Source organism: Streptomyces alboflavus (genome assembly GCF_000716675.1).
Classification (GTDB): Bacteria; Actinomycetota; Actinomycetes; order Streptomycetales; family Streptomycetaceae; genus Streptomyces; species Streptomyces alboflavus.
The window spans coordinates 18,002-44,830 of the sequence record NZ_JNXT01000026.1; the positions used below are offsets into that span (position 1 = coordinate 18,002).

General features: G+C 71.3%; 20 protein-coding genes. 15 read left to right on the forward strand and 5 right to left on the reverse strand.

The features are described from left to right. Positions 1–122: 122 nt before the first annotated feature. The 3 genes from OO63_RS41500 (at position 123) to OO63_RS42305 (ending at position 3,409) form a co-directional block, all read left to right on the forward strand. Positions 123–2,168, forward strand: a complete 2,046-nt coding sequence (locus OO63_RS41500) for a hypothetical protein (RefSeq protein WP_051811028.1) — start codon at positions 123–125, stop codon at positions 2,166–2,168. Positions 2,169–2,232: 64 nt separating this feature from the next. Continuing rightward, positions 2,233–2,613, forward strand: a complete 381-nt coding sequence (locus tag OO63_RS20735; RefSeq protein ID WP_051811029.1) for a hypothetical protein — start codon at positions 2,233–2,235, stop codon at positions 2,611–2,613. A gap of 31 nt (positions 2,614–2,644) precedes the next feature. Further along, the gene (locus tag OO63_RS42305) at positions 2,645–3,409 is read left to right on the forward strand and encodes a hypothetical protein (protein ID WP_051811030.1); all 765 of its coding nucleotides are present in this window, start codon (positions 2,645–2,647) and stop codon (positions 3,407–3,409) included. 9 nt (positions 3,410–3,418) lie between these two features. On the opposite strand, the gene OO63_RS20745 is transcribed toward OO63_RS42305, so the two are convergent. Then, positions 3,419–4,765: an MFS transporter gene (locus tag OO63_RS20745; RefSeq protein WP_051811044.1), complete on the reverse strand. Its 1,347-nt coding sequence runs from the start codon at positions 4,763–4,765 to the stop codon at positions 3,419–3,421. Positions 4,766–4,998: 233 nt separating this feature from the next. Between OO63_RS20745 and OO63_RS20750 the strand changes: the two genes are divergently transcribed. The 3 genes from OO63_RS20750 to OO63_RS20760 all read left to right on the forward strand — a co-directional run bounded on the left by OO63_RS20750 (position 4,999) and on the right by OO63_RS20760 (position 6,800). Beyond that, positions 4,999–5,928: a LysR family transcriptional regulator gene (locus tag OO63_RS20750; RefSeq protein WP_030360732.1), complete on the forward strand. Its 930-nt coding sequence runs from the start codon at positions 4,999–5,001 to the stop codon at positions 5,926–5,928. Positions 5,929–6,032: 104 nt separating this feature from the next. Further along, positions 6,033–6,284: a helix-turn-helix transcriptional regulator gene (locus tag OO63_RS20755; RefSeq protein ID WP_030360733.1), complete on the forward strand. Its 252-nt coding sequence runs from the start codon at positions 6,033–6,035 to the stop codon at positions 6,282–6,284. Between the two features lie 3 nt (positions 6,285–6,287). Continuing rightward, entirely contained in the window at positions 6,288–6,800 is a 513-nt protein-coding gene (locus OO63_RS20760; RefSeq protein ID WP_030360734.1) for a hypothetical protein, read from the forward strand. A 9-nt stretch (positions 6,801–6,809) separates the two neighbouring features. Here OO63_RS20760 and OO63_RS20765 read toward each other — a convergent pair whose 3' ends face one another. Then, positions 6,810–7,622 (reverse strand): LolA-like protein, encoded by an 813-nt coding sequence (locus tag OO63_RS20765; protein ID WP_234311308.1) that lies wholly within the window; start codon positions 7,620–7,622, stop codon positions 6,810–6,812. 167 nt (positions 7,623–7,789) lie between these two features. Here OO63_RS20765 and OO63_RS20770 point away from each other — a divergent pair, with 167 nt between their 5' ends. The 5 genes from OO63_RS20770 (at position 7,790) to OO63_RS20790 (ending at position 15,006) form a co-directional block, all read left to right on the forward strand. Continuing rightward, entirely contained in the window at positions 7,790–9,319 is a 1,530-nt protein-coding gene (locus tag OO63_RS20770) for an aldehyde dehydrogenase family protein (protein WP_030360736.1), read from the forward strand. Between the two features lie 65 nt (positions 9,320–9,384). Further along, entirely contained in the window at positions 9,385–10,920 is a 1,536-nt protein-coding gene (locus tag OO63_RS20775; RefSeq protein ID WP_030360737.1) for a GMC family oxidoreductase, read from the forward strand. After that, on the forward strand, positions 10,917–12,071 hold the full coding sequence (locus OO63_RS20780) for a quaternary amine ABC transporter ATP-binding protein (protein ID WP_030360738.1): 1,155 nt from the start codon (positions 10,917–10,919) through the stop codon (positions 12,069–12,071). The genes OO63_RS20775 and OO63_RS20780 overlap by 4 nt, the downstream gene beginning before the upstream one ends. Then, on the forward strand, positions 12,071–14,038 hold the full coding sequence (locus tag OO63_RS20785; RefSeq protein WP_030360739.1) for an ABC transporter permease: 1,968 nt from the start codon (positions 12,071–12,073) through the stop codon (positions 14,036–14,038). Before OO63_RS20780 ends, OO63_RS20785 begins: the two co-directional genes overlap by 1 nt. Positions 14,039–14,040: 2 nt before the next feature. Further along, positions 14,041–15,006: an ABC transporter substrate-binding protein gene (locus OO63_RS20790; RefSeq protein WP_030360740.1), complete on the forward strand. Its 966-nt coding sequence runs from the start codon at positions 14,041–14,043 to the stop codon at positions 15,004–15,006. Positions 15,007–15,309: 303 nt separating this feature from the next. Here the strand turns inward: OO63_RS20790 and OO63_RS20795 are convergent, their stop codons facing one another. Both OO63_RS20795 and OO63_RS20800 read right to left on the reverse strand, forming a co-directional pair. Next, positions 15,310–16,047, reverse strand: a complete 738-nt coding sequence (locus OO63_RS20795; RefSeq protein ID WP_030360741.1) for an isocitrate lyase/PEP mutase family protein — start codon at positions 16,045–16,047, stop codon at positions 15,310–15,312. After that, a complete protein-coding gene (locus tag OO63_RS20800) occupies positions 16,044–16,574 on the reverse strand; it encodes a carboxymuconolactone decarboxylase family protein (RefSeq protein ID WP_030360742.1) in 531 nt (176 codons plus the stop codon). Before OO63_RS20800 ends, OO63_RS20795 begins: the two co-directional genes overlap by 4 nt. A 47-nt stretch (positions 16,575–16,621) precedes the next feature. Between OO63_RS20800 and pdxR the strand changes: the two genes are divergently transcribed. Next, positions 16,622–18,067, forward strand: coding sequence for a MocR-like pyridoxine biosynthesis transcription factor PdxR (gene pdxR, locus OO63_RS20805; protein ID WP_078619256.1), 1,446 nt, complete (start codon positions 16,622–16,624; stop codon positions 18,065–18,067). Between the two features lie 211 nt (positions 18,068–18,278). Here pdxR and OO63_RS20810 read toward each other — a convergent pair whose 3' ends face one another. Beyond that, the gene (locus OO63_RS20810) at positions 18,279–19,031 is read right to left on the reverse strand and encodes an SDR family oxidoreductase (RefSeq protein ID WP_030360744.1); all 753 of its coding nucleotides are present in this window, start codon (positions 19,029–19,031) and stop codon (positions 18,279–18,281) included. 119 nt (positions 19,032–19,150) lie between these two features. Here OO63_RS20810 and OO63_RS20815 point away from each other — a divergent pair, with 119 nt between their 5' ends. The 3 genes from OO63_RS20815 to OO63_RS20825 all read left to right on the forward strand — a co-directional run bounded on the left by OO63_RS20815 (position 19,151) and on the right by OO63_RS20825 (position 26,778). Beyond that, complete coding sequence (locus OO63_RS20815; RefSeq protein ID WP_030360745.1) at positions 19,151–19,624, forward strand: RrF2 family transcriptional regulator; 474 nt, start codon at positions 19,151–19,153, stop codon at positions 19,622–19,624. A gap of 225 nt (positions 19,625–19,849) precedes the next feature. After that, positions 19,850–26,245 carry a DNA/RNA non-specific endonuclease gene (locus OO63_RS20820; RefSeq protein ID WP_157854019.1) on the forward strand — a complete coding sequence of 2,132 codons (6,396 nt, stop codon included), beginning with the start codon at positions 19,850–19,852 and terminating at the stop codon, positions 26,243–26,245. Next, positions 26,239–26,778: a hypothetical protein gene (locus OO63_RS20825; RefSeq protein ID WP_234311309.1), complete on the forward strand. Its 540-nt coding sequence runs from the start codon at positions 26,239–26,241 to the stop codon at positions 26,776–26,778. The genes OO63_RS20820 and OO63_RS20825 overlap by 7 nt, the downstream gene beginning before the upstream one ends. Positions 26,779–26,829: the final 51 nt, after the last annotated feature.

Consider the following 26,829-nt stretch of genomic DNA (forward strand, 5'->3'; position numbering starts at 1 on the left):
CGAGAAGCCCCCGGCAGCCGCACACCGCGGCCACCGGGGGCTTTTCGGCCATCGTGTCTTCTTTCGGGGGACATCTGTCCATTCGCCGGACGGCCACGGCCCGCTCCATTAACTTTCGCGGCATGCGAGCCGATCCACCCCGACAGGGGCCCGAGCAGGCGCCCGGGCCAGGGCCCCGGCAGGATCCCGAGCACCGCCCGCCGCGCCCCTCCCGCCGCAGGCCCCGCCCCTCCTACGCGCACACCGAGGCCACCCGGCTGCTCTGCGCGGGCGCCCACGTCAACGCCGCGTTCCGCAGGCGCGTCGTCGAGGAACTGGTCGACCACGCCGAGCGCCCCGTCGCCCCGCCGCTCGGCGCCGACGTGCTGCCGGTCCTCGCGCACGCCCTGCGGGCCCGGCGCGACGAGCTGCGCACCGCGCTGCTGCTGCTCGCGGTCTGGGCCGCGTTCCTGGCCACGGACGCCGTGATGCTGTGGGACGCGGCGGCGGACCGCGCGGACGGCGACTCCGGGCTCTCCGCGGGCGACATCGCCTGGCTGCCGTTCGGCACGGACGCGGCGGGCGCCGCCGAGTCGGAGCCGGGCGGCGCGGCCCTCGGTGACATGGTGCCGGGCGGCTGGGCCCTGGCGTACGCGGTCGTCGTCCTGCTGCTGTGGTGCGCCCGCGTCGTCGCGGGCCGGGACACGGGCGTGGGGGAGCCGCTGCGGCCGGTGCCGCTGCCCGCGCCGCTCATCTGGCTGCGCCGCCGCTTCGGGTGGCTGCTCACGTTCACGGCCTGGTCGTGCGCCCTTGCGTACGGCATCGCCGCGTGCGCCCAGATCACCGATTCTCCGTACCCCGTGATCTTCCCGCTGCTCGTCGCGGCCGTGGTCTGGCGCCACCAGTTCCTGCGCACCCGGACGCTGCGCGGGCAGCTCGCCCGGCAGGTGTTCGCCGAGACGCCGCAACCGCGCCTGCCCGCCTGGTACGGCCGCATCGAGCGCTGCGTCCGCCGCGAGCAGGACGCCTCCGTCACCCTCTACGACGTCAACCGCCCCTTCGTCGGCGCGGGAACGCCCCGCAAGCCCTGGTCGGTCGTCCTGGAACTCAAGCCCGCCAAGGCCGAGACCAAGGCCAAGACCGAGTCCGCCGACGCCGATGCGGCCGATCCAGGACCCGCGCCGAACGGCGCCGTGCCCCGGCAGGCCGCCCCCGGCGCCCTCACCGCGCAGGACGTCATCGCGATGATCGGGCCCCGCCTCCGGGCCCTGCGCAGGTCGGCCGCCGCCACCAGCAGGGACCGGCTGCGGCAGCTGGAGATCGAGGAGTTCGTGTATCTGCCCGCGGGGCCGGGGCGCGACGAGGAGCTGTACACGGGCGACGGCACGAAGACAGCCGTCGTGTACGACGACGACCAGGCCGCGCGCCACATCGCCGAGGCGGCGGGCGAGGGCGGCGAGGCCCGGCGGCACTTCCTGCGGATCCGCGTCGGCGCCTGGAACGAACAGGTCGTCGTCTCGCTCCTGGTCCGGGTGCACACCCAGGGCGGCATGCTCGTCCTGGAGGTCGTGCCGCACGTCCTCGGGCCCGTCGCGCCCGAGTTCCGGCGGGTCGACGCGCTGGTGGCGAGCGAACCGGAAGGACCCGTGCGCGACGCCCTGCGCGCCTGCGTGGCCGCGCCCGCCCTGTCCTTCGCCCTCGGCATCACGGCCCTGCGCTGGCTCCCGTCGCTCGGCACGGCGGCCCGGCTGTGGCTGACGATGCCGACGACCGACGAGACGTACGCGCGGAAGGGTCAGGCGTACGCACCGGGGGGACACGGGAAGAGGAGCGCCCCCTTCCCGCAGCGCCTCACCCGGCTCCTGCGCGAGGCCGCGTCCCGGATCCTGCCGCCGGACACCGGCCGCGCCCCCGACGCCCCGGCGGTCTCCCTGCGCCAACTCGCCGCCACCGACAGCCTCTCGCTGTTCCAGGAGATGGACGTCGCCCGCTACACCCGCACGCTCCAGGACCGCATCGGCGAGGGCGTGCGCGACGCGCTGTCCCTCGGCGGCTACCGCACGGACCGCCTGGAGCAGCACATCACGCAGATCAACAACAGCGGGGTCTACATCAAGGAGATGTCTGGCGGCGCCCTCGCCACCGGCACCCACGGCCAGGCCGCGCACACGGAGAAGACCACCGCGTGAGCGCCGCCACCGGCGCCGAGAACCCCACGACGACATCCCCGGACCACCCGAGGAAGGACCACCCATGAGCGACGAGAAGCCCCCGAGCGGCGGCGGAGCGCACGTCACCATCCACGCGATCAACGGCGGCTCCCAGGCCTTCGGCGACCACGGCAGGGCCGAGTCCACCAACCACACGACGGTGGTCGCGGACCAGGCCCACGGCCGCGTCCTGGCCACGGTCCGCGCCCTGCGCCGCGATCTTGGCGAGGGCGGGCAGACACCCGAGGACGAGGAGGTCGTGGCCGCGCTCGACGAGGTCGCGGACGAGATCGCCCGGAACGGCCGCAGCGCGAGCGGGCCTTTGACCCGGCTGCGCGACCTGCTCGCGGACTACGCGCCCGCGACCGCGACGGCCGCCGCGGTGACGGCCGTCCTCCAGGCCCTCGCCCCGGTCCTGGGCTGAACGCGGACGAGCGGGGAAGGAGCGGCGGCCGGTGGTGCGGATCTACGACAGGGACCGGCAGGAGTGGGTCGGCCGGGAGCGGGAACGGGAGTTGGCGGCGCTCCACGAGCGGGACGCGGCGCGCCAGCGGAGCGCCCGGCGCGGGGTCGTCGCGGTGCTCGCGGCGTGCGGGCTCGCCTTCGGCGTCTGGGCGCTCGGCTGGAAGGACGAGCCGGGTCCGACGGTGTACCTGACGGACCGGCAGCCCGCACAGGGCCCCGACGCCGGTGAGGGGGACACCGCGCCACCGCCCCCGACGGGAGGCCCGCCGCCCGCCTACGAGAAGGTCATCGACCCGCAGGACGGCTACCGCCTCGCCGTCCCGCGCGGCTGGACCCGCTCCCGTAACACCGGCCTGAACGGCGTCGTCATCCTCAACTACCGCAGTCCCGACGACACCCGGCGGCTCCAGCTGTACGAGGTGAGCGAGCCGACGCCGGACGCGTCGCTGCGCGCCTTCCTCGACGACACGGTGGTCCCGAAGTCGGCCGGTTTCAAGCAGCTCTCCCTGACCCACCCCGCGGGAGGCCCGGGCCCCGCAGCCCGCCTCAGCTACCTCACCGACCGGATCACCGACGAGCCGGACATCGGCACCTGGCACGTGGTCGACCACCGCTTCGAGGCGACCAACGGCAAGCTGTACGCCCTCACGGGGTACGGCGCCGACGCGGACGGCAGGAAGGACGAACGGGAGCTTGTGGCAACGGCGTTGAAGTGGTTCTGCCCGCCGCTCGCCCCCTGCTCGGACCCGGGCTGAGCCGCGCCCTCAGCTGCCGTCCTGCCGCCGCCGAGGCCCGAGCCCCGCCGCCACCACGGCGGCGAGGACGATCACCACCGCGCCGACCACGCGCAGGGCCGCGGCCATGCCGGAGGTGAAGTCCGCGGCGCCGCCCGTGTGGCCGGTGCCGGTGTGGGCGGCGAGGAGCGTGCCGGAGACGGCCACGCCGAGGGCCGCGCCGATCTCGCGGGCCGAGGTGCCGAGGCCGGAGCCGAGGCCCGCCTGGTGCGGAGGCAGGGAGGACACGACGCCCAGGGTGAGGGCGGGCATGCACAGGCCCGTGCCCGCCGAGATGACGAGCAGCCAGCAGGCGTAGGCTGCGTAAGGCGTGCCCGCGTCCGCGGCGGAGACGCCGAGCAGGCCCGCGCCGATCAGCAGGAGTCCGCCGCCCACCACGGGGCGGGGCGAGGCCGACCAGCGGGCCGCGAGGCGGGGCACCAGGGCCATGCCGATGGTCAGCGGCACGATGGCGAAACCGGCGCGGGCGGCCCCGTACCCCTTCACGTACTGCAGGTACTGCGAGTTGACGTAGAAGAGGGCGAACAGGCCGAAGAAGGCGACCGCCGAGCCGAGGGTCGCCGCGCTCAGCCTGGCCGAGCGGAAGACGCGCGGGTCGAACAGCGGGGCGCGGGAGCGCAGCGCGTGTGCCGTGAAGGCGGCGAGCAGGACGGCCCCGGCGGCGAAGGCGCACAGGATGCGGGGCGCGCCCCACCCGTACAGCGGGCTCTCGATGACGCCGAAGAGGACGGCGACCAGGCCCGCGGTGAGGATGAGGGTGCCGACGGGGTCGAGGGAGGGCGCGTGCGCGGTGCCGGCGGAGCGGTCGGTGCGGGGCGTGGTGCGGGCCACGGCGAGGGCGAGGAGCGCGCCGAGCGGCACCATCACCCAGAACAGCGCGCGCCAGGACAGGTACTCGCCGATGAGGCCGCCGCCCGCGTTCCCGGCGAAGCCGCCGAGGCCCATCGCGAGGGTCCAGGAGGCCAGGGCGCGGGGCCGCTGCTCGGGCGGTGCCACGCGCATCAGGATGGACATGGTGGCGGGCATGATCAGGGCCGCGCCTGCGCCCGAGATGCCGCGGCCGGCGATGAGCAGGGCGGGGGAGACGGCGGTCGCGCTGACCGTGGCGCCCGCCGCGAACAGGCCGAGCCCGGTGAGCAGGGCGCCCTTGCGGCCGTACCGGTCGCCGAGCGCGCCCGCGGGGATGAGCAGGCCCGCGAAGACGATGACGTACGCGTCGACGGTCCACAGGATCTCGCTCGCGGACGGGTCGAGGCCGGACGAACCGAGCTGTGGGATCAGCAGGTTGATGGCGGCGACCACGCTCTGCGCGACCATCACGCAGGCGCACAGGACGAGCAGGGTCGAGCGCTTCAGGACGGACGGCGCCGGGGCCGCGGGCGTCGTCGAAGGGGCGGGTGCGGACGGGGCGGGTGCGGTCGTCGGTGCCGGGACCGGCACCTGGGCAGGCGAAGGCAAGGCTCCTCCTCGGGAGCGGTGTGGCGTGGGATGTACGGCCACCGTAGGCTCGCCCGGTACCTGCTTTCCAGTGCAAGTTATGCAAGGAATGGTTGCGTGTGACGCAAGTGGAACGCTCGGCCGACACCGCGGGACTCGACCTGAACCTGCTGCTCGCCCTCGACGTGCTGCTCGACGAGCGCAGCGTGGGCGGTGCCGCCCGCCGGCTGCATCTGTCGGAACCCGCGATGAGCCGCACGCTGGGCCGGATCCGCAAGGCGCTCGGCGATCCGGTCCTGGTGCGGGCGGGCCGCCAGATGGTGCCGACGCCGTACGCCCTCTCGGTGCAGGCCGAGGTGGGCGCGGTGGTGGAGCGGGCGCGGGCGGTGTTCGCCGGGCCCGGCGCGCAGGACCTGCGGGCCGTGTCGCGCACGCTCACCCTCGTCGGCAACGACGCGCTCGCCGCCGCGTACGCGCCCGCCCTGTTCGCCCGCGCGGCGCAGGAGGCGCCGGGGATCCGGCTGCGCTTCCTGACCGAGAGCCATCTGGACGTGCCGCTGCTGCGCGAGGGCATCGCCGACCTGGAGGTCGGCGTGATCGACACGGTCGCGCCCGAGGTGCGGGTCGAGCCGCTCTTCGAGGATGTGATGGTGGGGGTCGTGCGGTCCGGACACCCCTTGCTGGAGGGCGAGTTGACGGCGCGTCGGTTCGCCGCCGCCGATCATCTGACGGTCTCACGGAAGGGGCGGATGGCCGGTCCGGTGGACACCGCGCTCGCCGCGGCGGGACTGCGCCGCCGGGTGGTGGGCAACGTGGGCACGTACCCCTCCGCCCTCTACATCCTGCTGCGGACCGACCTGGTCGGCCTGAGCATGTCCTGGGCCCGCCCGCTGATGGATCCGCTCGGCCTGGTCACGTTCCCCGTCCCGCTGGAGCTGCCGCCGCTGCGGATCGGCATGGCGTGGCACCCGCGGCACGACGCGGACCCGGCGCACGCGTGGCTGCGCGGGTGCGTCCGGGAGCTGGTCGCGGCAGCGGAGTGAGCCGGAGCGGGCCGGAGTGAGCCGGAGTGGGCCGAAGTGAGTCAGAGCGAGCCAGAGCAAGAAGCCTGTTGCTGAACCACTCTGGAATGTAGTACTTCTTATACATGAGCGAGCAGGTCCACAACAGGCTGGCGATGGTGCGCGCCGAACGGAAGGTGTCCCGGCAGCGCCTCGCCGAAGCCGTGGGCGTCCACTACCAGACCATCGGCTACATCGAGCGCGGGCAGTACAACCCGAGCCTCGACCTGGCGTTGAAGGTGGCCGCGTTCTTCGGTCTTCCCGTCGAGGCGCTGTTCTCGCTGGAGCCGTTCCAGCCGCTCACGGATCAGGTGTACGGGCACGGGAAGGACAGTTGAGTCATGGCGCAGAAGGAGCGGTTGAGCGCGTACGACCAGTCGATGTACGACCTGATGAACAGGAGTGAGGGCGCGGCGCTGCACAGCACGGCCGCCCGCCGCCGCGCCGTCGTCGGGGTCCACGTCGCCCTGACGGCGGGGTTCGTCGGGGCCTGGCTCGGCACGGTCGTCGGCGAGCTGTCCTGGGCGGGCTGGGTGATGCTCGGCCTGCTGCTGCCGTGGTGCGTGGCCACCGGCATCCTCAACAGCGCCACCCGCGGGCTCCTGGAGCTGCGGCCCCGTGTGCTCGACGAGCGGCAGCGGGCCGAGCGGGACCGGGCGCGGGCCACGGCGCACCGGATCATGTCCTGGGTGCTGCTCGGAGCCGTCGTGGTGACGGGCGTCGTCGGGTTCGCGGGCCTGACGGCGAAGGCGCTGGTGTTCCAGGTGGCGGTGTGCGCCCTCGTGCTGCACTGGCTGCTTCCGCTGTGGGTGGCGGCACTCGCGGCGCGGGACGAGCCCGACGCCGACGAGTAGCCGAGCCCGTCACACCTGCTGCAGCTCCTGCTCCAGCTTCGAGATGTCCACCGAGTCCTTCGCCGACGGCGTCTTCGTCGGCACCGGCTTGTCGTAGTCCGTGAGGGTCGTCGTCTGGTCCGCGCCGTCACCCTTCTCCGTGGCGCGCACCAGATACGGCTTGCCCTCGGCGGCGACGTACAGCGTCGTCTCCTTGCCGTCGTCGTCCTTGCCGGTCAGCGGGATGACCCGGGTGCCGTCCACCGTCGTGACGGCGCCCTTCCTCAGGTCCTTCGGGTCGTCGTCGGACCCCGCGTCGTCGCTCACGTTCTCCTGGAGCTCCTTGAGGTCGCAGACCTCGGACAGGCCCTTGAGCATGGGGTCCTTCGTCGTGCCGTGGATGTAGCGGTCCTTGAACAGCTCGGCGGCCGCGTCGCCCTGCCCGCCGGGCACCTGCGTCTTCCAGAACGCCTGGTCGGGCTTCATCCAGACCTTGTCGCCCCGCTTGACCAGCTCCGCCCTGCCCCCGTCCGCGCCGAAGGTCAGGGTGCCGGCGCAGTTGCCGTCGCGGTCGAGCGCGAGGTCCATGGCGGCCGGGTCGTCCTTGTCGACGTCGCGGCCCTTGTCCGTCAGGGTGAGGTGGACGGACTTGGCGTCGAGCAGCTCCTGCTTGGCCTTGTCGGAGATCTCCTTGGCGGACAGGTCCGCCGTCCCTTCGCCCTTGTCGCCCTTGCCGCCGCTGCCGCCGTCGTCGTCGGAGCATCCGGAGACCAGGAGGGCGAGGACCGCGGCGGTGCAGGCCGCGCCCGCCGTCCGCAGTCGCGTACGAGGCATTTTGCTCATAGCGTCACCTCCGGTGACAGAAAGTGCTTCGAGCGTACGTTTCGCCCCGCGTACCCGCACGTGCAGTGACACAGCGCACTTTCGGCCATCGAATACGCATGCTTTTCCAGGGTCCGGGCAGGTGCTCCCGGCTACCACGAGTGATCAGGTGGGGCAAACGGCAGAAAATGCCAGGAACGGAAGGCAAGAGGGACGTGTCCGCACAACAGACCATCCACGTGGCGGGAGAGTGGCGTGGCGCCGCCTCCGGCGCGACCCGCGAGATCATCGACCCCGCGGATGCCAAGCCGTTCGCGACCATCGCCGAGGGCGGTGCCGAGGACGCCGACGCGGCCATCGCCGCCGCGCGCGCGGCCTTCGACGAGGGCTCCTGGCCGGGCACGCCGGTCGCCGAGCGCGCCGCGCTGCTTCGCCGCGTCGCCGACCTGCTCGTGCGCGACCGCGAGAAGATCGGCCTCCTGGAGAGCCGGGACGCGGGCAAGACCCTCGAAGAGGGCCGGGTCGACGTCGACTGCGTCGCCGACGCCTTCCGCTACTTCGCCGACCTGGTGATCGGTGAGGGCGCGGGCCGTGTCGTCGACGCCGGGTCCGACGACATCCACAGCGTCGTCGTGCACGAGCCCATCGGCGTCTGCTCCATGATCACGCCCTGGAACTATCCGCTGCTCCAGGCCAGCTGGAAGATCGCCCCCGCCCTCGCGGCCGGGAACACCTTCGTCATCAAGCCGAGCGAGATCACGCCGCTGACCACGGTCGCCCTGATCGAGCTGCTCGCCGAGGCGGGCCTGCCCGCGGGCGTCGCCAACATCGTGACCGGCCCCGGCCACACCGTCGGCGCCCGCCTCGCCGACCACCCCGACGTCGACCTGGTCTCCTTCACCGGCGGCCTCGTCTCCGGCACCAAGGTCGCCCAGGCCGCCGCCCTCGGCGTGAAGAAGGTGGCCCTGGAGCTCGGCGGCAAGAACCCCAACGTCGTCTTCGCCGACGCCTGCGCCACCGACGAGGGCTTCGACACGGCCGTCGACCAGGCCCTGAACGCCGCCTTCATCCACAGCGGGCAGGTCTGCTCCGCCGGCGGCCGCCTCATCATCGAGGAGTCGGTGCGCGAGCGCTTCGTCGCCGAACTCGCCCGCCGCGCCGAGAAGATCAAGCTCGGCCGTGGCACCGAGGACGGCGTCGAGTGCGGCCCGCTGGTCTCCAAGGAGCAGCGCGAGAAGACCGAGGGCTACGTCGCCTCGGCGCTCGCCGAGGGCGCCGTCCTGCGCACCGGCGGCAAGCGCCCCGAGCCCACCGACGCCCGTCCCGCGACCGGCTACTTCTACGAGCCGACGGTGCTCGACCAGTGCCACCGCGAGATGAAGGTCGTCCGCGAGGAGGTCTTCGGCCCGGTCCTGACCGTCGAGACCTTCCGCACCGAGGACGAGGCCGTCGCCCTCGCCAACGACACCGAGTACGGCCTCGCGGGCGCCGTGTGGACCACCGACTCCGGGCGCGCCCGCCGCATGGCACGCCGGATGCGCCACGGCACCATCTGGATCAACGACTTCCACCCCTACCTGCCGCAGGCCGAGTGGGGCGGGTTCGGCAAGAGCGGCGTCGGCCGCGAGCTGGGCCCGGCCGGACTTGCCGAGTACCGCGAGGCCAAGCACGTCTACGAGAACCTCGCGCCGAAGCCGGTGCGGTGGTTCGCGGGCTGATCCGCCCGTCCCCCTTTACGCGAAAGCACCTTGTACGACCTCGCAGGAAGAGGAGCAGTTCCCCCATGGCTGAAACGAACGAGTACGACTACGTCATCGTCGGCGGCGGCACCGCCGGGTCCGTGATCGCGTCCCGGCTCACCGAGAACCCGGACGTCACCGTCGCCGTCATCGAGGGCGGCCCCAGCGACATCGACCGGGACGACGTCCTGACGCTGCGCCGCTGGCTCGGCCTCCTCGGCGGCGAGCTCGACTACGGCTACACCACCACCGAGCAGCCGCGCGGCAACTCGCACATCCTGCACAGCCGCGCCAAGGTCCTCGGCGGCTGCTCCTCGCACAACACCCTGATCTCCTTCAAGCCGCTGCCGTCCGACTGGGACGAGTGGGAGGAGGCCGGGGCCACCGGCTGGAACGCCGAGGCGATGGACCCCTACTACGGCAAGCTGCGCAACAACGTCGTACGCGTCGCCAAGAAGGACCAGAACCAGATCGCCACCGACTGGGTCGAGGCCACGAAGACCGCGCTCGGCGTGCCCGAGGTCGTCGGCTTCAACGACAAGCCCTTCGACGAGGGCGTCGGCTTCTTCGACCTGGCGTACCACCCGGAGAACAACAAGCGCTCCTCCGCGTCCGTCGCCTACCTCCACCCCCACATGGAGGCCGGTGACCGCCCGAACCTCCACCTCTTCCTGGAGACCTGGGCCACCAAGCTGGAGCTCGACGGCAAGGCCGCGCGCGGCGTCCACATCCGCACCAAGGACGGCGCGGAGAAGCTGCTCACCGCCCGCCGCGAGGTGCTCGTCTGCGCCGGGGCCGTCGACACGCCCCGCCTTCTCATGCTCTCGGGCATCGGGCCGAAGAAGGACCTCGAAGCCCTCGGCATCCCGGTCGTCCACGACCTGCCGGGCGTCGGCGAGAACCTCATCGACCACCCGGAGTCGGTCATCGTCTGGGAGACCAACGGGCCGATCCCCGGCAACTCGGCGATGGACTCCGACGCGGGCCTGTTCGTGAAGCGGGACCCGGCCCACAAGGGCCCGGACCTGATGTTCCACTTCTACCAAATTCCGTTCACGGACAACCCGGAGCGGCTCGGCTACGAACGCCCCGAGCACGGCGTGTCGATGACGCCGAACATCCCCAAGTCCCGCGCCCGCGGCCGTCTCTACCTGACGTCGGCCGACCCCGAGGTCAAGCCCGCGCTCGACTTCAAGTACTTCGAGGACGAGGGCGACTACGACGGGCAGACGCTCGTCGACGGCATCAAGCTGGCGCGGAAGGTCGCGCAGGCCGAGCCGTTCAAGAAGTGGCTCAAGCGTGAGGTGTTCCCCGGCCCCGAGGTCACCGACGACGCGGAGATCGGCGAGCTGGTGCGCAAGGCCGCGCACACCGTCTACCACCCGGCAGGCACCTGCCGAATGGGAGCTTCCGGTGATGAACTCGCCGTGGTCGACCCGGAGTTGAAGATCCGGGGCCTCGAAGGAATCCGTATCGCGGACGCATCCGTCTTCCCGACGATGCCCGCCGTGAACCCGATGATCGGAGTGCTCATGGTCGGGGAGAAATGTGCCGAGATCCTGGGAGGTGACGGCCGATGAGCGACACCGCGACCGTCACCCCCGCCGCCGACGCGGCCACGGACGCCGTCTTCGCCGTGCGCAACCTCTGGAAGGTCTTCGGCCCCAAGGCCGAGACCGTCCCGGGCAACGCCGAGCTGACCGGCCTCGACCCCGTGGAACTGCGTGAGCGCACCGGCTGCACCGCCGCCGTGCGCGATGTGTCCTTCGAGGTCAAGAAGGGCGAGGTCTTCGTCGTCATGGGCCTGTCGGGCTCCGGCAAGTCCACGCTCGTGCGCTGTCTGACCCGGCTCATCGAGCCGACCTCCGGCTCCGTCGAGATAGACGGCGAGGACGTCCTCGCCATGGACAAGAACCGCCTGCGCGAACTGCGCCGCCACCGCGCGTCCATGGTCTTCCAGCACTTCGGCCTGCTCCCGCACCGCACCGTCCTCGACAACGTCGCCTACGGCCTGGAGATCCAGGGCGTCGCCCGCGCCGAGCGCCGCGAGAAGGCCATGAAGGTCATCGAGAAGGTCGGCCTGGAAGGCCTGGAGCAGCGCAGGCCCGGCCAGCTCTCCGGCGGCCAGCAGCAGCGCGTCGGTCTCGCCCGCGCCCTCGCCGCCGACCCCGAGGTCCTGCTCTTCGACGAGCCGTTCAGCGCCCTCGACCCGCTGATCCGCCGCGACATGCAGGAGGAGGTCGTCCGCCTGCACCGCGAAGAGGGCCGCACCATGGTCTTCATCACCCACGACCTCAGCGAGGCCCTGAAGCTCGGCGACCGCATCGCCCTGATGCGCGACGGCCGCGTCGTCCAGCTCGGCACGCCCGAGGAGATCGTCGGCTCGCCCGCCGACGAGTACGTACGCGACTTCGTCCGGGACGTGCCGCGCGAGCAGGTCATGACCTGCCGCAGCGCGATGCGGCCCGTCGACTCCGACGCCGACGAGGACACCAAGGGCCCGGCCATCGCGCCCGACGCCACGGTGTCCGAGGCCATCGAGGCCGTGGCCCGCTCCGGCTTCCCCGCGCGCGTCATGGACGGCGCCCGGTGCCTCGGCGTCGTGGACCACGAGCAGCTGCTCGGCGTCGTCGCGGGCGTGACCCCCAAGGGCGCCGCGGGGCGCGGCGGTCCGGCCGCGAAGGCGGGCCCCTCGATACGTAAAGAGGTAACCGGCGAGGTGGCTTCCTGATGGCCACCGCCACCGCGTCCACCCCGGTACGAGATACCGGGATCGGCGCCCTGCTGCGGCGCCGCGCCGTCGTCAAGCTCCTGCTGCTCGCCGTCGTCGCGGCCGTCGCCGTACCGATCCTCAACGCCAAGTGGGCCTCCGGCGCCTGGCCCGAGGCGCTCACCGTCGACGTGTCCGAGCCGCTCACCAAGGCCAGCGACTGGATCATCGACAACCGCGACAGCCACTGGCTGTTCACCTACTTCTTCGGGCACATCTCCAACGCCATCGTGCTGTCCGTGCGCGGCGTCTATCTGGTGCTGCTCGCCGCGGGCTGGGCGGGCGTCACCGTCGCCGCGGGCGCCATCGCCTGGCGTGTGGCGGGCCTGAAGCTCGCCGCCCTCGCGACCGCCGCGTTCGCCGCCTGCGGCCTGCTCGGCATGTGGGTGCCGACCATGCAGACGCTCGCGCTCATGGTCGTCGCCGTGCTCGCGTCGGTGGTCCTCGGCATGCTGCTCGGCCTCGCCGCCGGACTCAACGACCGGATCTTCCGCATGATGCGCCCGGTCCTCGACACCATGCAGGTGCTCCCGGCCTTCGCCTACCTGCTGCCCGTCGTGCTCGTCTTCGGCATCGGCGTGCCCGCGGCCGTCCTCGCGACGGTCGTGTACTCGGCCCCGCCGATGGCCCGTCTGACGGCCCTCGGCCTGCGCGGCGCCGACGGTGGCGTGATGGAGGCGGTGGCGTCCCTCGGTGCGACCGCACGCCAGCGCCTGCTGTCCGCGCGCCTGCCGCTGGCCCGCAAGGAGCTCCTCCTCGGCCTCAACCAGACGATCATGATGGCGCTCTCCATGGCCGTCATCGCGTCCGTGATCGGCGCGGGCGGCCTCGGTGACCGCGTCTACCAGGCGCTCTCCACGGTCGACGTCGGCCAGGCCCTCGCCGCCGGCATCCCCATCGTGCTGCTCGCCGTCGTCCTCGACCGCGTCACCGGCGCGGCGGGCGAACGCCTCGGCGCGCACGCCGAGGACAACTCGCCGCTGCGCGGCTGGCGCGGCTGGTCGATCGCCGCCGCCGTGACCCTGGCCTGCGCCCTCGCGGCCAGGTTCGCGGACCGCCTGGAGTGGCCGACGAGCTGGGTCGTGCAGATCGCCGAGCCCGTGAACACCGCCAAGGACTGGATGGTCGACCACCTGTACACGGGCGTGCCCGTCGTCGGCGGCACGGCGGACTGGGCCGCGCACTTCACCACGTACGTCCTCGACCCGATCCGCGACGGCCTCCAGGGGCTGCCCTGGTGGTCGGTGCTCCTGATCGTGGCGGCCCTCGCCTGGGTGATCGGCACGTGGCAGACGGCGCTCACCGCCGTCCTCGCGATGGCGGCGATCGGCGTCCTCGACGTCTGGAACGCCTCCCTGGACACGCTCTCCCAGGTCCTCGCGGGCGTCGCCGTGACCGTCGTCCTCGGCTTCGCGATCGGCATCGCGGCATCCCGCAGCAAGCGCCTCGAAGCGCTGCTCCGGCCCGTCCTCGACGTCTTCCAGACGATGCCGCAGTTCGTGTACCTCATCCCGGTGGTCGCCCTGTTCGGCGTGGGCCGTGCTCCCGCCGTCGCCGCGGCCGTCGTGTACGCGCTGCCCGCCGTCATCCGCATCACCACGCAGGGCCTGCGCCAGGTCAGCCCCGCCGCGATGGAGTCCGCGCAATCGCTCGGCGCCACCAGCTGGCAGCAGCTGCGCCAGGTCCAGCTCCCGCTGGCCCGTCCCGCGCTGATGCTCGCCCTCAACCAGGGCGTCGTCCTCGTCCTCGCCGTCGTCGTCATCGGCGGTCTGGTCGGCGGTGGCGGTCTCGGCTACGACGTGCTCGCCGGTCTCGCCCGCGGTGACCTCGCGACCGGTCTGGTCGGCGGCATCGCCATCGTCTGCCTCGGTCTGATGCTGGACCGCGTGACGCAGCCGACGGAACGCCGCGCGAAGAAGGGAGCCTGACCATGCGGGTACGTACACGCGTGACCGCCGCGGTGGCGGGACTCGGCGCCCTCGTCGCCCTCTCCGGCTGCGGCAAGGCCGACATGTCCAAGCAGGCGTCGCCGTACGCCAACGCGGCCGGCGCCAAGACCGTGACGCTGTCCGTGCAGTCCTGGGTGGGCGCGCAGGCCGACGTCGCCGTGGCCGAGTACCTCCTCAAGGAGGAGCTGGGCTACCGCGTCGACAAGGTCCAGATCGACGAGATCCCGGCCTGGGACGCCCTCAGCCAGGGTCGCGTCGACGCGATCATGGAGGACTGGGGCCACCCGGACCAGGAGCAGCGCTACATCAAGGACAAGAAGACGATCGTCCCCGGCGGCGGCATCGGTGTCACCGGGCACATCGGCTGGTACGTCCCCACGTACTTCGCCAAGAAGCACCCGGACGTCACCGACTGGAAGAACCTCAACAAGTACGCGAAGGACTTCCGGACGCCGGAGAGCGGCGGCAAGGGCCAGCTCATGGACGGCTCCCCGTCCTACGTCACCAACGACAAGGCCCTCGTCGAGAACCTCGACCTGGACTACAAGGTCGTCTTCGCGGGCTCCGAAGCCGCCCAGATCACCCAGATCGAACAGTTCGCCAAGCAGCAGAAGCCCTTCCTGACCTACTGGTACAAGCCCCAGTGGCTCTTCAAGAAGGTCCCCATGACGGAGGTGAAGCTCCCCGCCTACAAGGAGGGCTGCGACGCCGACCCCGCCAAGATCAAGTGCGCCTATCCGCACACGCCCCTCCAGAAGTTCCTCAACGCCGACTTCGCCAAGAACGGTGGCAAGGCGGCGGAGTTCCTGAAGCGGTTCAAGTGGTCCGAGGCCGACCAGAACGAGGTCTCCCTCATGATCGCCGATCAGAAGATGTCGCCCGAGGACGCGGCGAAGAAGTGGATCGACGCGAATGAGGCGAAGTGGCGGGGGTGGGTACCGAAGTAGCGGCTGCCTTCGCGGGGCGCCCCAGTCCCACCCCTTCACCGAAACCGGGGGCTGCGCCCCCTGGACCCCCGTGGGTGGAGGTCCCGGGTGGGTGGGACAGCCCCCGCAGAATCGGCGCTTCGCGCCTCGTCCTCAATCGCCGGACGGGCTGGATAGGTGCCGGGGCGGGCTGGGAATGTGCGGGTGATTCTCAGCCTGTCCGGCGTTTGAGGACGAGGCGCGGAGCGCCGATAAAGCGGGGGTCCAGGGGGCGCAGCCCCCGGTTTCGGAGAAGGGGCGGGACTGGGGCGCCCCCGCGAGGACCTACCTCAGCCCCTCCGCCACCCCCCGCAACGCGTCCATCGCCCGGAACAGCAGCCCCGGCCCGAAGGTGACCCGCGTGGCCCCCAGCGAACCGAGTTCCTCGGGCGACGGCCCACCCGGCAGGAAGACGACGTTGAGGGGCCCCTCGATCCCGTCCCGCAGGGCGGGGATCACGTCGACCGGTGCCTTGATGACGTAGACGCAGTCGGCCCCGGCCTCGACATAGAGCCGGGCCCGCCGCAGGGTCTCGTCCAGATCCGCGACCCCGCGGATGTACGTGTCGACACGGGCGTTGACGAACAGCTCGCCCCCGGCGACGTCCCGCACGGCGGCGAGGTAGTCGGCCTGCTCGTGAGGATCCTTGAGGGTGCCGGGCGCGGCGGCGTCCTTGCGCCCCCAGGAGTCCTCCAGGTTGCACCCGACGACCCCGGCGTCGAGCAGCCGCCCGACCAGCTTCCGGGCGGGAAGACCGTACCCGTCCTCGACGTCCGCGCTGACGGGCACGGACACGGCGCGGGCGATCCGCCCGACGGCCTCGAACATCTCGCGCGGCGGCACGGCCCCGTCGGCGTACCCGAGGGACGCGGCGACGCCCGCGCTGGGCGTGGCGAGGGCGGGGAACCCGGCCTCCTCGAAGACGCGGGCGCTCGCCGCGTCCCAGGGGCCGGGCAGGACGAGCGGTTCGGCGGGCGCCCGGCCGCGGTGCAGGGCGCCGAACGCCTGGGCTGTGGCGGTCACTTGGGCTCTCCTCGCAGGGCGGCGGGGCGGTGCGCGGTGGAGCCCGGAGTGTAGTGGCCCGGCACCATGCGGGAGGTCACCGCGAACCGGTTCCAGCCGTTGATGAGGGTGATCGCCGCGATCAGGTGGGCGAGTTCGGGCGCGTCGAAGTGCTTGGCCGCGCGCTCGTACACGTCGTCGGGCACGAAGCCGTCGGTGAGGACGGTGACGGCCTCGGTGAGCTCGATGGCCGCGATCTCCTTGGCCGTGTAGAAGTGCTTGGACTCCTCCCAGGTGCTGAGCTGGACGATCCGCTCGACGCTCTCGCCCGCGGCGAGCGCGTCCTTGGTGTGCATGTCGAGGCAGAAGGCGCAGTGGTTGATCTGCGAGGCGCGGATCTGGATCAGTTCGAACAGGACCGGGTCGACGCCCTTCTTGGCGGCGGCGGCGAACTGGATCATGGCCTTGTACGCCTCGGGGGCGTGCTCGGCCATGTTGAGGCGGGGGAGGTGCTCGGGGAGGCGGTCACTGTCCGCGTGCGTCGTCATGGTGTCGAACGTACGCCGTGATTAGCCCACCGGTATGGTCCATTCCCATGGATGATTCCTGGGCCAATCGCGGCGGTGGAGAGGGGTCCGGCAGCGGTGGCTGGAGTGTGGACCTGCACCTGGACGCGGCGGGCGCGGGTGCGCGGCCGGGTGTCCGTTCGGGAGTCCGCAGGAGCCTCACGGACGCGTTGCGCGAGGCGGTCAGGAGCGGCCGCCTCGCCCCCGGGACCCGTCTCCCCTCCTCCCGCACGCTCGCCGTGGACCTCGGCGTCGCCCGCAACACGGTCGCCGACGCGTACGCGGACCTGGTCGCCGAGGGCTGGCTCACGGCCCGGCAGGGCTCGGGCACCCGGGTCGCCGAGCGCGAGGTGCCGCGGCCGGTGGCGCCCGCGCGCCCGCCGAGAACGGGCGGCGCCCCGCTGTACGACCTGATGGCGGGCACGCCGGACCTGGCCTCGTTCCCGCGCGCGGAGTGGTTGAAGGCGGCCCGCCGCGCGCTCGCCGCCGCCCCCGACGACGTACTCGGCTACGAGGACCCGCGCGGCCGCGTCGAACTGCGCACAGCCCTCGCGTCCTACCTCGCCCGCGCCCGGGGCGTGCACGCGGACCCGGACCGGATCGTCGTCGTGCCCGGGTTCGCGCACGGCCTGACCCTCCTCGGCGAGCTGTTGCACGCGCGCGGGCTGCGGAGCGTCGCCGTGGAGTCGTACGGCCTCGACCTCCACTGGGAGCGGCTGACCCGGGCCGGGCTTCGCACCGTCCCGCTGGCCTTCGACGAACTCGGCACCCGCACCGACGGGTTGGCGGACCACCGGGCTGTCCTGATGACGCCTGCCCACCAGTTCCCGATGGGTGTGCCGCTGCATCCCGACCGGCGGGCGGCGGCCGTCGACTGGGCGCGGCGCGCGGACGGGCTGATCCTTGAGGACGACTACGACGGGGAGTTCCGCTACGACCGGCAGCCGGTCGGCGCGCTCCAGGGGCTCGACCCCGACCGCGTCGTCTACCTCGGCACGGCCAGCAAGTCGCTGGCCCCTGGCCTTCGGCTGGCCTGGATGGTGCTGCCTGACCAACTCGCCTTGGAAGTCGCCGAGTTGAAGTACGCCGCCGGGGCCGCCAGCAGCTCCCTCGACCAGGTGACGCTGGCGGAGTTCATGACGTCCGGGGCGTACGACCGGCATGTGCGGGCCTCGCGGCTGCGGTATCGGCGGCGGCGGGACCAGTTGGTCGCCGCGCTCGCCGAGCGGGCGCCGGATGTGCGGGTCACCGGGATCGCGGCGGGGTTGCACGCGGTTGTGCGGCTCCCGCCGGGGTCGGAGCAGGCCGTGGTCCAGGCTGCGCACTGGCAGCGGCTTGCTCTTCAGGGGGTGTCGCGGTTTCGTCACCCTCTGGCTGTGGCTCCTTCGGAGGATGCGCTGGTCGTGGGGTACGGTACGCCGCCCGATCACGCGTGGGCGGCGGCGTTGGACGCGTTGTGCCGGGCGCTGCCTTGACTATGGGGCTGCGCCCCTGTTCCCCCTCATCGGCGCTCCGCGCCTCGCCCTCAAACGCCGGGCGGGCTGGATCCCTCGCCTCGGCCTCAAGGGGCGGGTGGGCTGGATCCCTCGCCTGGGCCTCAAGGGGCGGGTGGGCTGGATCCCTCGCCTCGGCCTCAAGGGGCGGGCGGGCTGGATTCCCTCGCCTGGGCCTCAAGTTCAGCGTGCGCTAGACGCTCCTCTGCCCCTCCAGCCACTCCCCGAACGTCGTCGGTGCGATCCGTGCCCCCTCGCCGGGGAGCAGCACCTCGCCTGCCATCGACGTGCCGAACGGGCCCGACCACGTGGGGATCAGCTTGACCTCGTGGCCCCGGGCCTGGTGGGTGCGGCGGGCCATGTCGACGAGGTCCTGGGTCTCGGGGCCCGCGACGTCGACGTAGCGGCCCTGCGCCTGGGGGGCTGTCGCGATTTCCGCGAGGACGTCCGCGATGTCGGCGGGGGCGATCGGCTGGACCAGGAGGGGCGCGATCGTGGCGACGCCGTCCTGCTCGGTCCAGGCGGCCACCATCTCGGCGAAGTCGTGGAACTGCGTGGCCGGGACGATGGTCCACGGCACCGGGCCCTCGGCGACCAGGCGCTCCTGCTCGCGCTTGCCGACGTAGTGGGCGTTGCCGTCGACGCGGGACATGCCGGCGATGGAGAGGAGCACGTGGTGGCGGACGCCCGCCTTCTTCTCGGCGGCGAGGAGGTTGCGTGTGACGGTGCCGAAGAACGCGACGGTCTCCTCGGGGTCGGTGGCCGTGCAGTTGGTGGTGTCGACGACGGCGTCCGCCCCCGCGAGGGCGGCGTCGAGCCCTTCGCCGGTGAGCAGGTCCACGCCGAGTGAGCGGCTGATGCGGACGACCTCGTGGCCCGCCTTCTCCAGGGCGGTGGCGGTGAGGGCCCCGATGTTCCCGGTGGCTCCGGCGACGGCGATACGCATGACGTTTCTCCCCTGGGTGTCGGTGTGTGCCTGGTCGCGCTCGATGCGGCAAACGGTATCTCGGACTTAATCTATCCGCAATATCCGGGATCCGGGATGTCCGAGATAGACTCGGCGCCATGAAGCTGCCTGTGAGTACCGAGTGGGTGTTGCACTGCGCCACGTCGCTGGCGCAGCTGGAGCCGGGGGCGACCGCGTCGGCGGCGCAGCTCGCGGGCCACTTCGGCGTGCCGCAGGCGTATCTGGCCAAGCAGCTCCAGCCCCTGGTCAAGGCGGGCGTCCTGGCCGCGACGACCGGCCCGCGGGGCGGCTTCCGGCTCGCGCGGCAGGCGGCCGAGGTCACGCTGCTCGACATCGTCGAGGCGGTGGACGGTGCGGCCTCTCCGTACGAATGCCGGGAGATCCGGCAGCAGGGGCGCGGCGCGCTGCCCGCCGAGGACTGCCGGGCGGCGTGCCCCATCGCGGCGAGGATGGCCGACGCGCACACGGCGTGGCGCGCCAGCCTGGCCTCCGTGTCCCTCGCCGACCTCCTGGCCGAGATCCCCGAGTGGGCCCCGGAGCGCACCCGCCGCCTCCTGACGGGCACGGCCTGACCGCCCCGCGCCCGCGCACCCCCGGGCACCGACGGGTCCCGGCACGGCCGAGATCTCCGCTCTTGTCGTGATGAGACGTCAACTGCCGGACTTCTGCGGCCAGTTGACCCGAGCTCGCACACCTGTCTAGAACTCCTCCCAGTTTTCCGTTCCCTGCTCCTGGAATTCCACGGGGCGGCACTCCGTGCTGCCCTCATTCGGAAGCGCAGAGAGGTAGTCGGCACAGTGAGAACTGGTCATCGCGGGCCGTTAGCCGCCCTCGTCATCTCGGCGGTGGTCGCCACGGCGCTGCCGCACATCGCCTTCGCGTCGGAGCCCGACGCCGTACCGGAACAGAGACAGGTGGACGCCCCGGAGCCCCGGGCCGATCCGCCGAAGGACCCGCCGAAGCGGTCCTATCCCCGCAACTCCCCACGCCTGAAGGTCACCTACGGCGCGGACGGCGCCACCGCCATCAGGCCCCCCTCGGTCGTCCGCGCGACCGGCCCCGAGCTCTCCTGGCCCAGAGCCGAGGGGCGCGACGTCGTCGGCTATCAGCTGCACCGCTCGCCGAAGGCGGACTTCCGGCCGACGACATCGACCTTGGTGGCCGAACTCGGCAAGGGGACCACGCGCCATCGGGACACCACCACCGCACCGACCCCGCAGTCGAGCCGCACCGAGACCGGGCGCCGCTACGCGTACCGGGTCCTGGTGAAGACCAAGGACGGCCGGCTGCTGGGCTCACCGGTGCGGCGCGTGGGCGTACCGAAGGCGGGCCACACCCTCCGCGTCACGGCGGCGGACAAGGGCGCGGGGAAGGCCCGGGACGCGCTGGAGTTCTCGATGGCGGGGATCCCGAAGAAGGCCCGTGTCCTCGACGCCCGGGTCCACCTGCGGGCCGGGAACGGCAAGGACCTGTCGCGGGACGCCACGGCCCTCGCCCGCCGCTGGCTCAAGGACCCGAAGGCCGGCCAGGGTCTGCCGGTGAAGGCGGAGGCGGCCGACCCGGGCCGCGCCCGCCTCGGTGTCGTCTACGCGACCCCCACCCCCTGGGACACCTACTACGCCCCGGGCACCCCGACCCGCATGACCGCCCGCAACACCTACCCGGTGACGGTCACGGTCACCAACACGACGACCTCGGCCTGGCCCGCGGGCGAGCGACAGCTCAGCTACCGGTGGGCGTTCCCGGACGGCTCGGACGCCACGTCCGGCGACAACCAGTTGCGCACGGACGTCCCGGCCCTCGCGGCGGGCGCGTCCGCGACCGTGCGGGCCGAGGTCAAGGCCCCGCCCGTCGACGGCAACCGGCGCGCGGGCTTCACCCTGACCTGGGACGTCTACAACAAGGCCGACGACTCCTGGCTGTCGCAGAAGCCCGGCATCGGCGGCCTCGCCCAGGCGACGGCCGTCGAGGACCCGACGGCGGACCGGCTCGGCCTGGAGAAGTACCACGCGTACACGGGCAAGAACACCGGCGCGGGCTCGACCCTGATGTCCAACGTCGGCTCGGGCAACGCCGTCTGGTCGTACGACGCGTTCAGCAACCCGGGCCGCGGCATCAACACCTTCGCGCGCTTCACGTACAACGCGCAGGACACCTCCGACGGCCAGTTGGGCCACGGCTGGTCGGCGCAGGCGTCGGGGCCGCTGCGGCTCGGCGCCGTGCTCGACTTCCACCCGGACGTGAATCCGGGCGAGGCGTACGTCGTCGACGGCGACGGCACCCAGCAGATCTTCCGGAAGGACGGCGGCGGGCAGTGGCAGCCCTCGCCCGGGTACCACTACCGCCTGAAGGCGAAGGAGGGCGCGCGCACGTCGTGCCTGCCGGGCGTCGACCCCGAGGTGCCGGACGCCTGGACGCTGACCCGCCCGGACGGCACCCGCTTCCTGATCGGCTGTGACGGCTATCTGACCTCGGTCGTCGACAAGAACGGCAACACGCAGACGTACGAGTACGAGCTGCGCGACTCCGGCAACCGGCGCGTCAAGTTCCTCACCCGGATCAAGGACCCGTCGGCGCGGACGACACTCCAGCTCGACTACTACCGGCCGGGCGACGCGACCTACGAGTACATCGACGACAAGGGCGAGAAGGCCTCGGGCAAGGACCTCTGGAACCCGAGGATCTACGACCACCTGAAGTCGGTCACGGACGTCTCGGGGCGCAAGGTCGCCTTCCACTACACCGAGAAGGGCCATCTCGGCCGCCTCACCGACGGCGACGGATCGGCGCAGCCCAAGGTCTTCAAGTTCACGTACGACGCGACGCAGGGCGCCAAGAACCCGAAGCTGACGAAGGTCACCGACCCGCGCGGCCACAGCACAGGACTCGACTACTCGGTCACCGCCGAGACCGACTACCGCTGGTCCACGAAGACGGTCACGGACCGCCTCGACGGCACGACGGACTTCGCGTACAAGAAGCGGCAGGGCGGCGGCGACGAGACCCGGGTCACCGACGCCGAGCGGAACTCCGCCACCTATGAGACCGACGACGGCGACCGTCCGGTGAAGGTCGTCAACGCCAAGTCCGAGCATACGAAGATGAGTTGGGACGGCGACAACAACGTCACGCTCCTGGAGGAGAACAACGGCGCCAAGACGGCCTACTGCTACGACGAGAAGACCGGCTATCCGCTGTGGGAGCGGTCGGCGGAGGAGAACAAGGACGGCGTGCCGCCCGCCGCGGACTGCGCGCCCGGCAAGTCCCCGGCGCACGCGACCCGTTACGAGTACCAGACCCGTGAGGACGGCTACGTCGCCGACCTGCGGAAGAAGACCTCCGCGGAGAACCGGACCTGGGAGTTCGGCCACGACGCCAAGGGCAACCTGAAGAAGGTCACCGACCCCAAGGGCGTCTCGACCCCCGCGGACGGCGACTACACGACGACGTACGACTACGACGCGTACGGCCAGCTGACCAAGGCCACCGACGCGGTCGGCAACCCCACCCTCTACTCGGACTTCGCGCCGTCCGGCTATCCGCGCACCACCACGGACGCCCTCAGCAAGGTCACGAAGACCGAGTACGACGAGCGCGGCCAGGTCACCGCCGCCATCGACGCGCTGGGCAAGAAGACCACCCAGACCTACGACACCTACGGCCGCCCGCTGGTCTCGAAGGTCCCGAAGGACCAGGCGGCGGGCGAGTACATCACGACCCCGGCGCCCGTGTACGACCCGAACGACAACGTCGAGAAGTCCACCGCCCCGAACGACGCGGTGTCGACGGCCGTCTACGACAAGGCCGACCAGGTCACCTCGGCCACCGCGCCCAAGGACACGGACACGTCCGGCGAGCGCAGGACGCTCTACACGTACGACAAAGTGGGCAACCTGCGCACGACGACGGAGCCGAAGGGCGTGGCGACCCCGTCGACCCCCGACGACTACGTCACCACGAACACCTACGACGAGATCTACCAGCTGACCGCCGTCACCAACGCCAAGAAGGAGAAGGTCAGCTACCTGTACGACGGCGTGGGCAACCCGGTCCGCGTCATCGACCCGAAGAAGAACGCCACCTCCGACCCCGACGACTACACCACCAAGACCGACTACGACATGAACCACCGGGTCGTCGCGGTCACGGACGCGGCCGGGCGCACCACCAAGCAGGCCTACGACAAGGACTCCCTGGTCGTGTCGACGACCGACCAGGAGAACAACACCACCAAGAACCACTACGACGAGCGCGGCAAGCTCGCCGTGACGGAGGTCCCGTACGCGGACAAGACGCTCCGCACGACGAAGTTCGGCTACGACGAGGTCGGCAACCGGATCAAGGTGTTCACGCCGCGCAGCGTGGCCGCCGACCGTCCGGACGCCTTCGTCTCCGAGACCACGTACGACGAACTCAACCGCCCCAAGCGGCAGATCCAGCCGTACGACCCGAAGGACCCGCGCTACAACCGGAAGGTCTGGACGGAGACGACGTACGACGCGGTGGGCCGGGTCGAGAAGGTCTCGATGCCGCCGTCCGAGGGCGAGCAGACCCGCAACGACACGGCCTACGGGTATTACGACAACGGCTGGGTGAAGTCGTCCAAGGACGCCTGGAACATCACCACGACCTACGACTACAACAAGCTCGGCCAGCAGAGCGCCCGCCAGCTCACCTCGGCCGCGGGCTCCTCGAGCCGCACCATGCGCTGGGGCCACTACCCGGACGGGAAGCTCAAGTCGCTGGACGACGACGGGATTCCGGTGGGCCGCAACGAGGTCCTGGGGGAGGCGGCCCAGAAGCGCGGGAGCGCCGGGTGGAAGCTGCCGATCCCCAAGTCCGGCACGTACACGGCGTACGCGGACCGTCCCGGTGACGGCAAGGGCTGGATCAAGCTCGACAAGAAGGCGTACAAGAGGAACGAGTTCACCACGCTGAAGGCCGCGGGCGCCTCGAAGGTCAAGCTTGTCCGCGACGCCCCGGCCGCGGCGGACACCGAGCGCAAGCGCTTCGCGTACGCCTACGACGTGAACGGCAACCTCACCTCGATCGACGACAAGTCCACCGGCACGAAGGTCGACGCGTACACGATCTCCTACACGGGCCTGAACCAGGTCGAGAAGGTCGTGGAGGCGCTGGCGGGCCAGGAGAAGAAGGCCACGTCGTACACGTACGACGCGAACGGGCAGCCGGAGACGCTCACGCACCCCGACCAGTACGCCAAGTACACCTACGACCTGCGCGAGCTGGTGAAGACGGCGTCGGTCGGCAAGTCGCCGTCGGACACGTCCCCGAAGACCACGTCGTACGACTACACCTGGCGGGGCGAGAAGAAGCAGGAGACCAAGGCCAACAAGAACACGGTCGACTACACCTACCACCTGGACGGCGCCCTCAAGTCCCAGACGGAGAAGAAGCCGAACGGCACCCTTGTCTCCTCGCACACCTACGCCTACGACCCCAACGGCAACAAGGCGCGCGACGAGGCGAAGAAGATGAACGCCGACGACGCCTCGAAGTACCTCTCCTCCACCACGGAGTACGCCTACGACCCGGCGGACCGCCTGTCCAAGTCGACCCGCACCGGGGACGGGGCCGGGACGGAGACCTATGTCCACGACGACAACGCGAACGTCATCTCCCAGACGGTCAAGGGCAAGACGACCACGTACGGCTACGACCGCAACCGGCTCCTGAAGGCGGCATCGGGCGGTGCGGAGGCCTGGTACCAGTACGACCCCTTCGGCCGTCAGGAGACGGTGACGAGCGGCGGTCAGGTGGTGGAGCGGAACACCTACGACGGCTTCGACCGTGTCACGCGGCACGAGAAGGCGGACGGTGCGGCGCGCGCCCTGAAGGCCACGACGTACGCCTACGACCCGCTGGACCGCACCGCGAACCGCACGGACTCCGCGGGCAAGAAGACGGACTTCAACTACCTGGGCATGTCCGGGGAGGTCCTCAGCGAGGACGTCGCGGGCAAGCTGACGAAGTCCTACCAGTACAGCCCCTGGGGCGAGCGCCTGTCCCAGGTCAAGCACGCCGCCGACGGCAAGACGGAGGACACCTACTACGGCTACAACAGCCACACGGACGTCGAGTCCCTCACGGACAAGGACGGCAACGCCAAGGCCACGTACGGCTACACGGCCTACGGCAACGCCGACCCCGCCGACTTCACCGGCATCGACAAGCCCACGGCGACCGACCCGACGAAGGAGTCGTACAACCCGTACCGCTTCAACTCCAAGCGCTGGGACGGGGCATCGGGGACCTACGACATGGGGTTCCGGGACTACAGCCCCGGACTGAACCGCTTCACGACCCGGGACATGTACACCGGGGCGCTGGCGGACATGGAGCTGGGATCCGACCCGCTGACGGGCAACCGCTACGCGTTCGCGGGCGGCAACCCCACCACGTTCCTGGAGTACGACGGCCACGACTTCGGCATCCCCAGCATCACCAACACGTTCAAGGGCATGCGGGAGGGCCTGACGAACGGCTTCAAGGGGGCCGCGAAGGGCGGCGCGAAGCTGGCCGGGAAGCGCAATCCCGTGGGGCTCACCTTCAGCGCCCTCAGGATCGCCGGGGTCATCGACGTGAACCCCTGGGACAAGGCCGTGGACAGCTTCGTGGAGAAGGCCGCGAGCGCGGTCTTCGGCGGTGAGTCCAACGGGAGTTCACGCAACGGCACCCGCGACAACAAGAAGCGGTGTGAAGACGAGCCCAGGTCGAAGCGCTATCAGTACCAGCCGCTGGACGGGAACGACAGACCGCAGGGTGCGACGGCACTGATATGCCCGGGCGATGTGAAGCCGGTCGGCAGCGACCGTGACGACGGGGCATCGGTGAGTGTGCACGGGTTCCCCGACCCGGCGGACAACGTGGGACCCGATGGCAAGCCGATCTATCACCGCTCCCACATCATCGGTGACAAGTTCCGGGGCGAGTGGCGCGCCGAGAACCTGTTCACCGGTTATAGCCGCATGAACACGAGCGGAATGAAGCGCTGCGAGAACAAGATGGTGAAGCAGCTCAAGGCGGACAACTGGGTACAGTACTCGGGCCGACTGAACTACTCGAACAAGAACGGGATACCGGACAGCATCACCATGACGGCGCACACCCGGGAGGGCCTGTTGTTCCAGAAGACCGTGAAGAACGAGCCGGGGTGGCAGGCGACATGCTGATCATTGCTGAACTGGAGCGGACGGTGCCGTCGTTGACGCGGTGGCGGGCCGAAGGACAGCGAGGAGTGGACTGGCAGGTCATCGAGGACGAGTTGGGCACGGCGCTGCCTCCCGACTACCGCGCGCTGGGGGACGCCTACCCGGTTCTCGTCTTCGACGACTTCCTCTGGGTGACGGTGCCGAGTCCGGGGAAGGAAAGCGCGTTCGTCTCCGGTGTCCGCGAGACCGCGGAAACCCTCCAGGACCTGAGCGACGTGGACGAGAGCCACGGCTACGTTCCCTTTCCCGCGGAGGGCGGACTGCTGGGCTGGGGATCTTCCCTGTCCGGCGACCAGTTCTACTGGCAGGTGAACTCCAAGGACCCGGCTTCCTGGCGCGTGGTGGTGAGCGGCAGGAACGACGACTGGTGGACCTTCGAAGGAGGGGCGGTCGAGTTCCTGGTGGCTGCGCTGAGCAAGAGCATCGCTCTGCCGGGCCTGCCGAGTTCCTTTCCGAGTGACCCCCCTGAAGTGGTAGGGGTCGAGCCGCGGTAAGCGCGTCCGCGTCCCGTCACGGACACCGACCGGTGTCCGTGACGGGCGTCG

Bases quoted from the DNA above. Each gene is read 5' to 3' on its own strand.
- OO63_RS41500 (WP_051811028.1), top strand. From the start codon at position 123: ATGCGAGCCGATCCACCCCGACAGGGGCCCGAGCAGGCGCCCGGGCCA.
- OO63_RS20735 (WP_051811029.1), top strand. From the start codon at position 2,233: ATGAGCGACGAGAAGCCCCCGAGCGGCGGCGGAGCGCACGTCACCATC.
- OO63_RS20745 (WP_051811044.1), bottom strand. From the start codon at position 4,765: ATGGTCGCGCAGAGCGTGGTCGCCGCCATCAACCTGCTGATCCCACAG.
- OO63_RS20755 (WP_030360733.1), top strand. From the start codon at position 6,033: ATGAGCGAGCAGGTCCACAACAGGCTGGCGATGGTGCGCGCCGAACGG.
- OO63_RS20760 (WP_030360734.1), top strand. From the start codon at position 6,288: ATGGCGCAGAAGGAGCGGTTGAGCGCGTACGACCAGTCGATGTACGAC.
- OO63_RS20765 (WP_234311308.1), bottom strand. From the start codon at position 7,622: ATGAGCAAAATGCCTCGTACGCGACTGCGGACGGCGGGCGCGGCCTGC.
- OO63_RS20770 (WP_030360736.1), top strand. From the start codon at position 7,790: ATGCCAGGAACGGAAGGCAAGAGGGACGTGTCCGCACAACAGACCATC.
- OO63_RS20775 (WP_030360737.1), top strand. From the start codon at position 9,385: ATGGCTGAAACGAACGAGTACGACTACGTCATCGTCGGCGGCGGCACC.
- OO63_RS20780 (WP_030360738.1), top strand. From the start codon at position 10,917: ATGAGCGACACCGCGACCGTCACCCCCGCCGCCGACGCGGCCACGGAC.
- OO63_RS20785 (WP_030360739.1), top strand. From the start codon at position 12,071: ATGGCCACCGCCACCGCGTCCACCCCGGTACGAGATACCGGGATCGGC.
- OO63_RS20790 (WP_030360740.1), top strand. From the start codon at position 14,041: ATGCGGGTACGTACACGCGTGACCGCCGCGGTGGCGGGACTCGGCGCC.
- OO63_RS20800 (WP_030360742.1), bottom strand. From the start codon at position 16,574: ATGACGACGCACGCGGACAGTGACCGCCTCCCCGAGCACCTCCCCCGC.
- pdxR (WP_078619256.1), top strand. From the start codon at position 16,622: ATGGATGATTCCTGGGCCAATCGCGGCGGTGGAGAGGGGTCCGGCAGC.
- OO63_RS20810 (WP_030360744.1), bottom strand. From the start codon at position 19,031: ATGCGTATCGCCGTCGCCGGAGCCACCGGGAACATCGGGGCCCTCACC.
- OO63_RS20815 (WP_030360745.1), top strand. From the start codon at position 19,151: ATGAAGCTGCCTGTGAGTACCGAGTGGGTGTTGCACTGCGCCACGTCG.
- OO63_RS20825 (WP_234311309.1), top strand. From the start codon at position 26,239: ATGCTGATCATTGCTGAACTGGAGCGGACGGTGCCGTCGTTGACGCGG.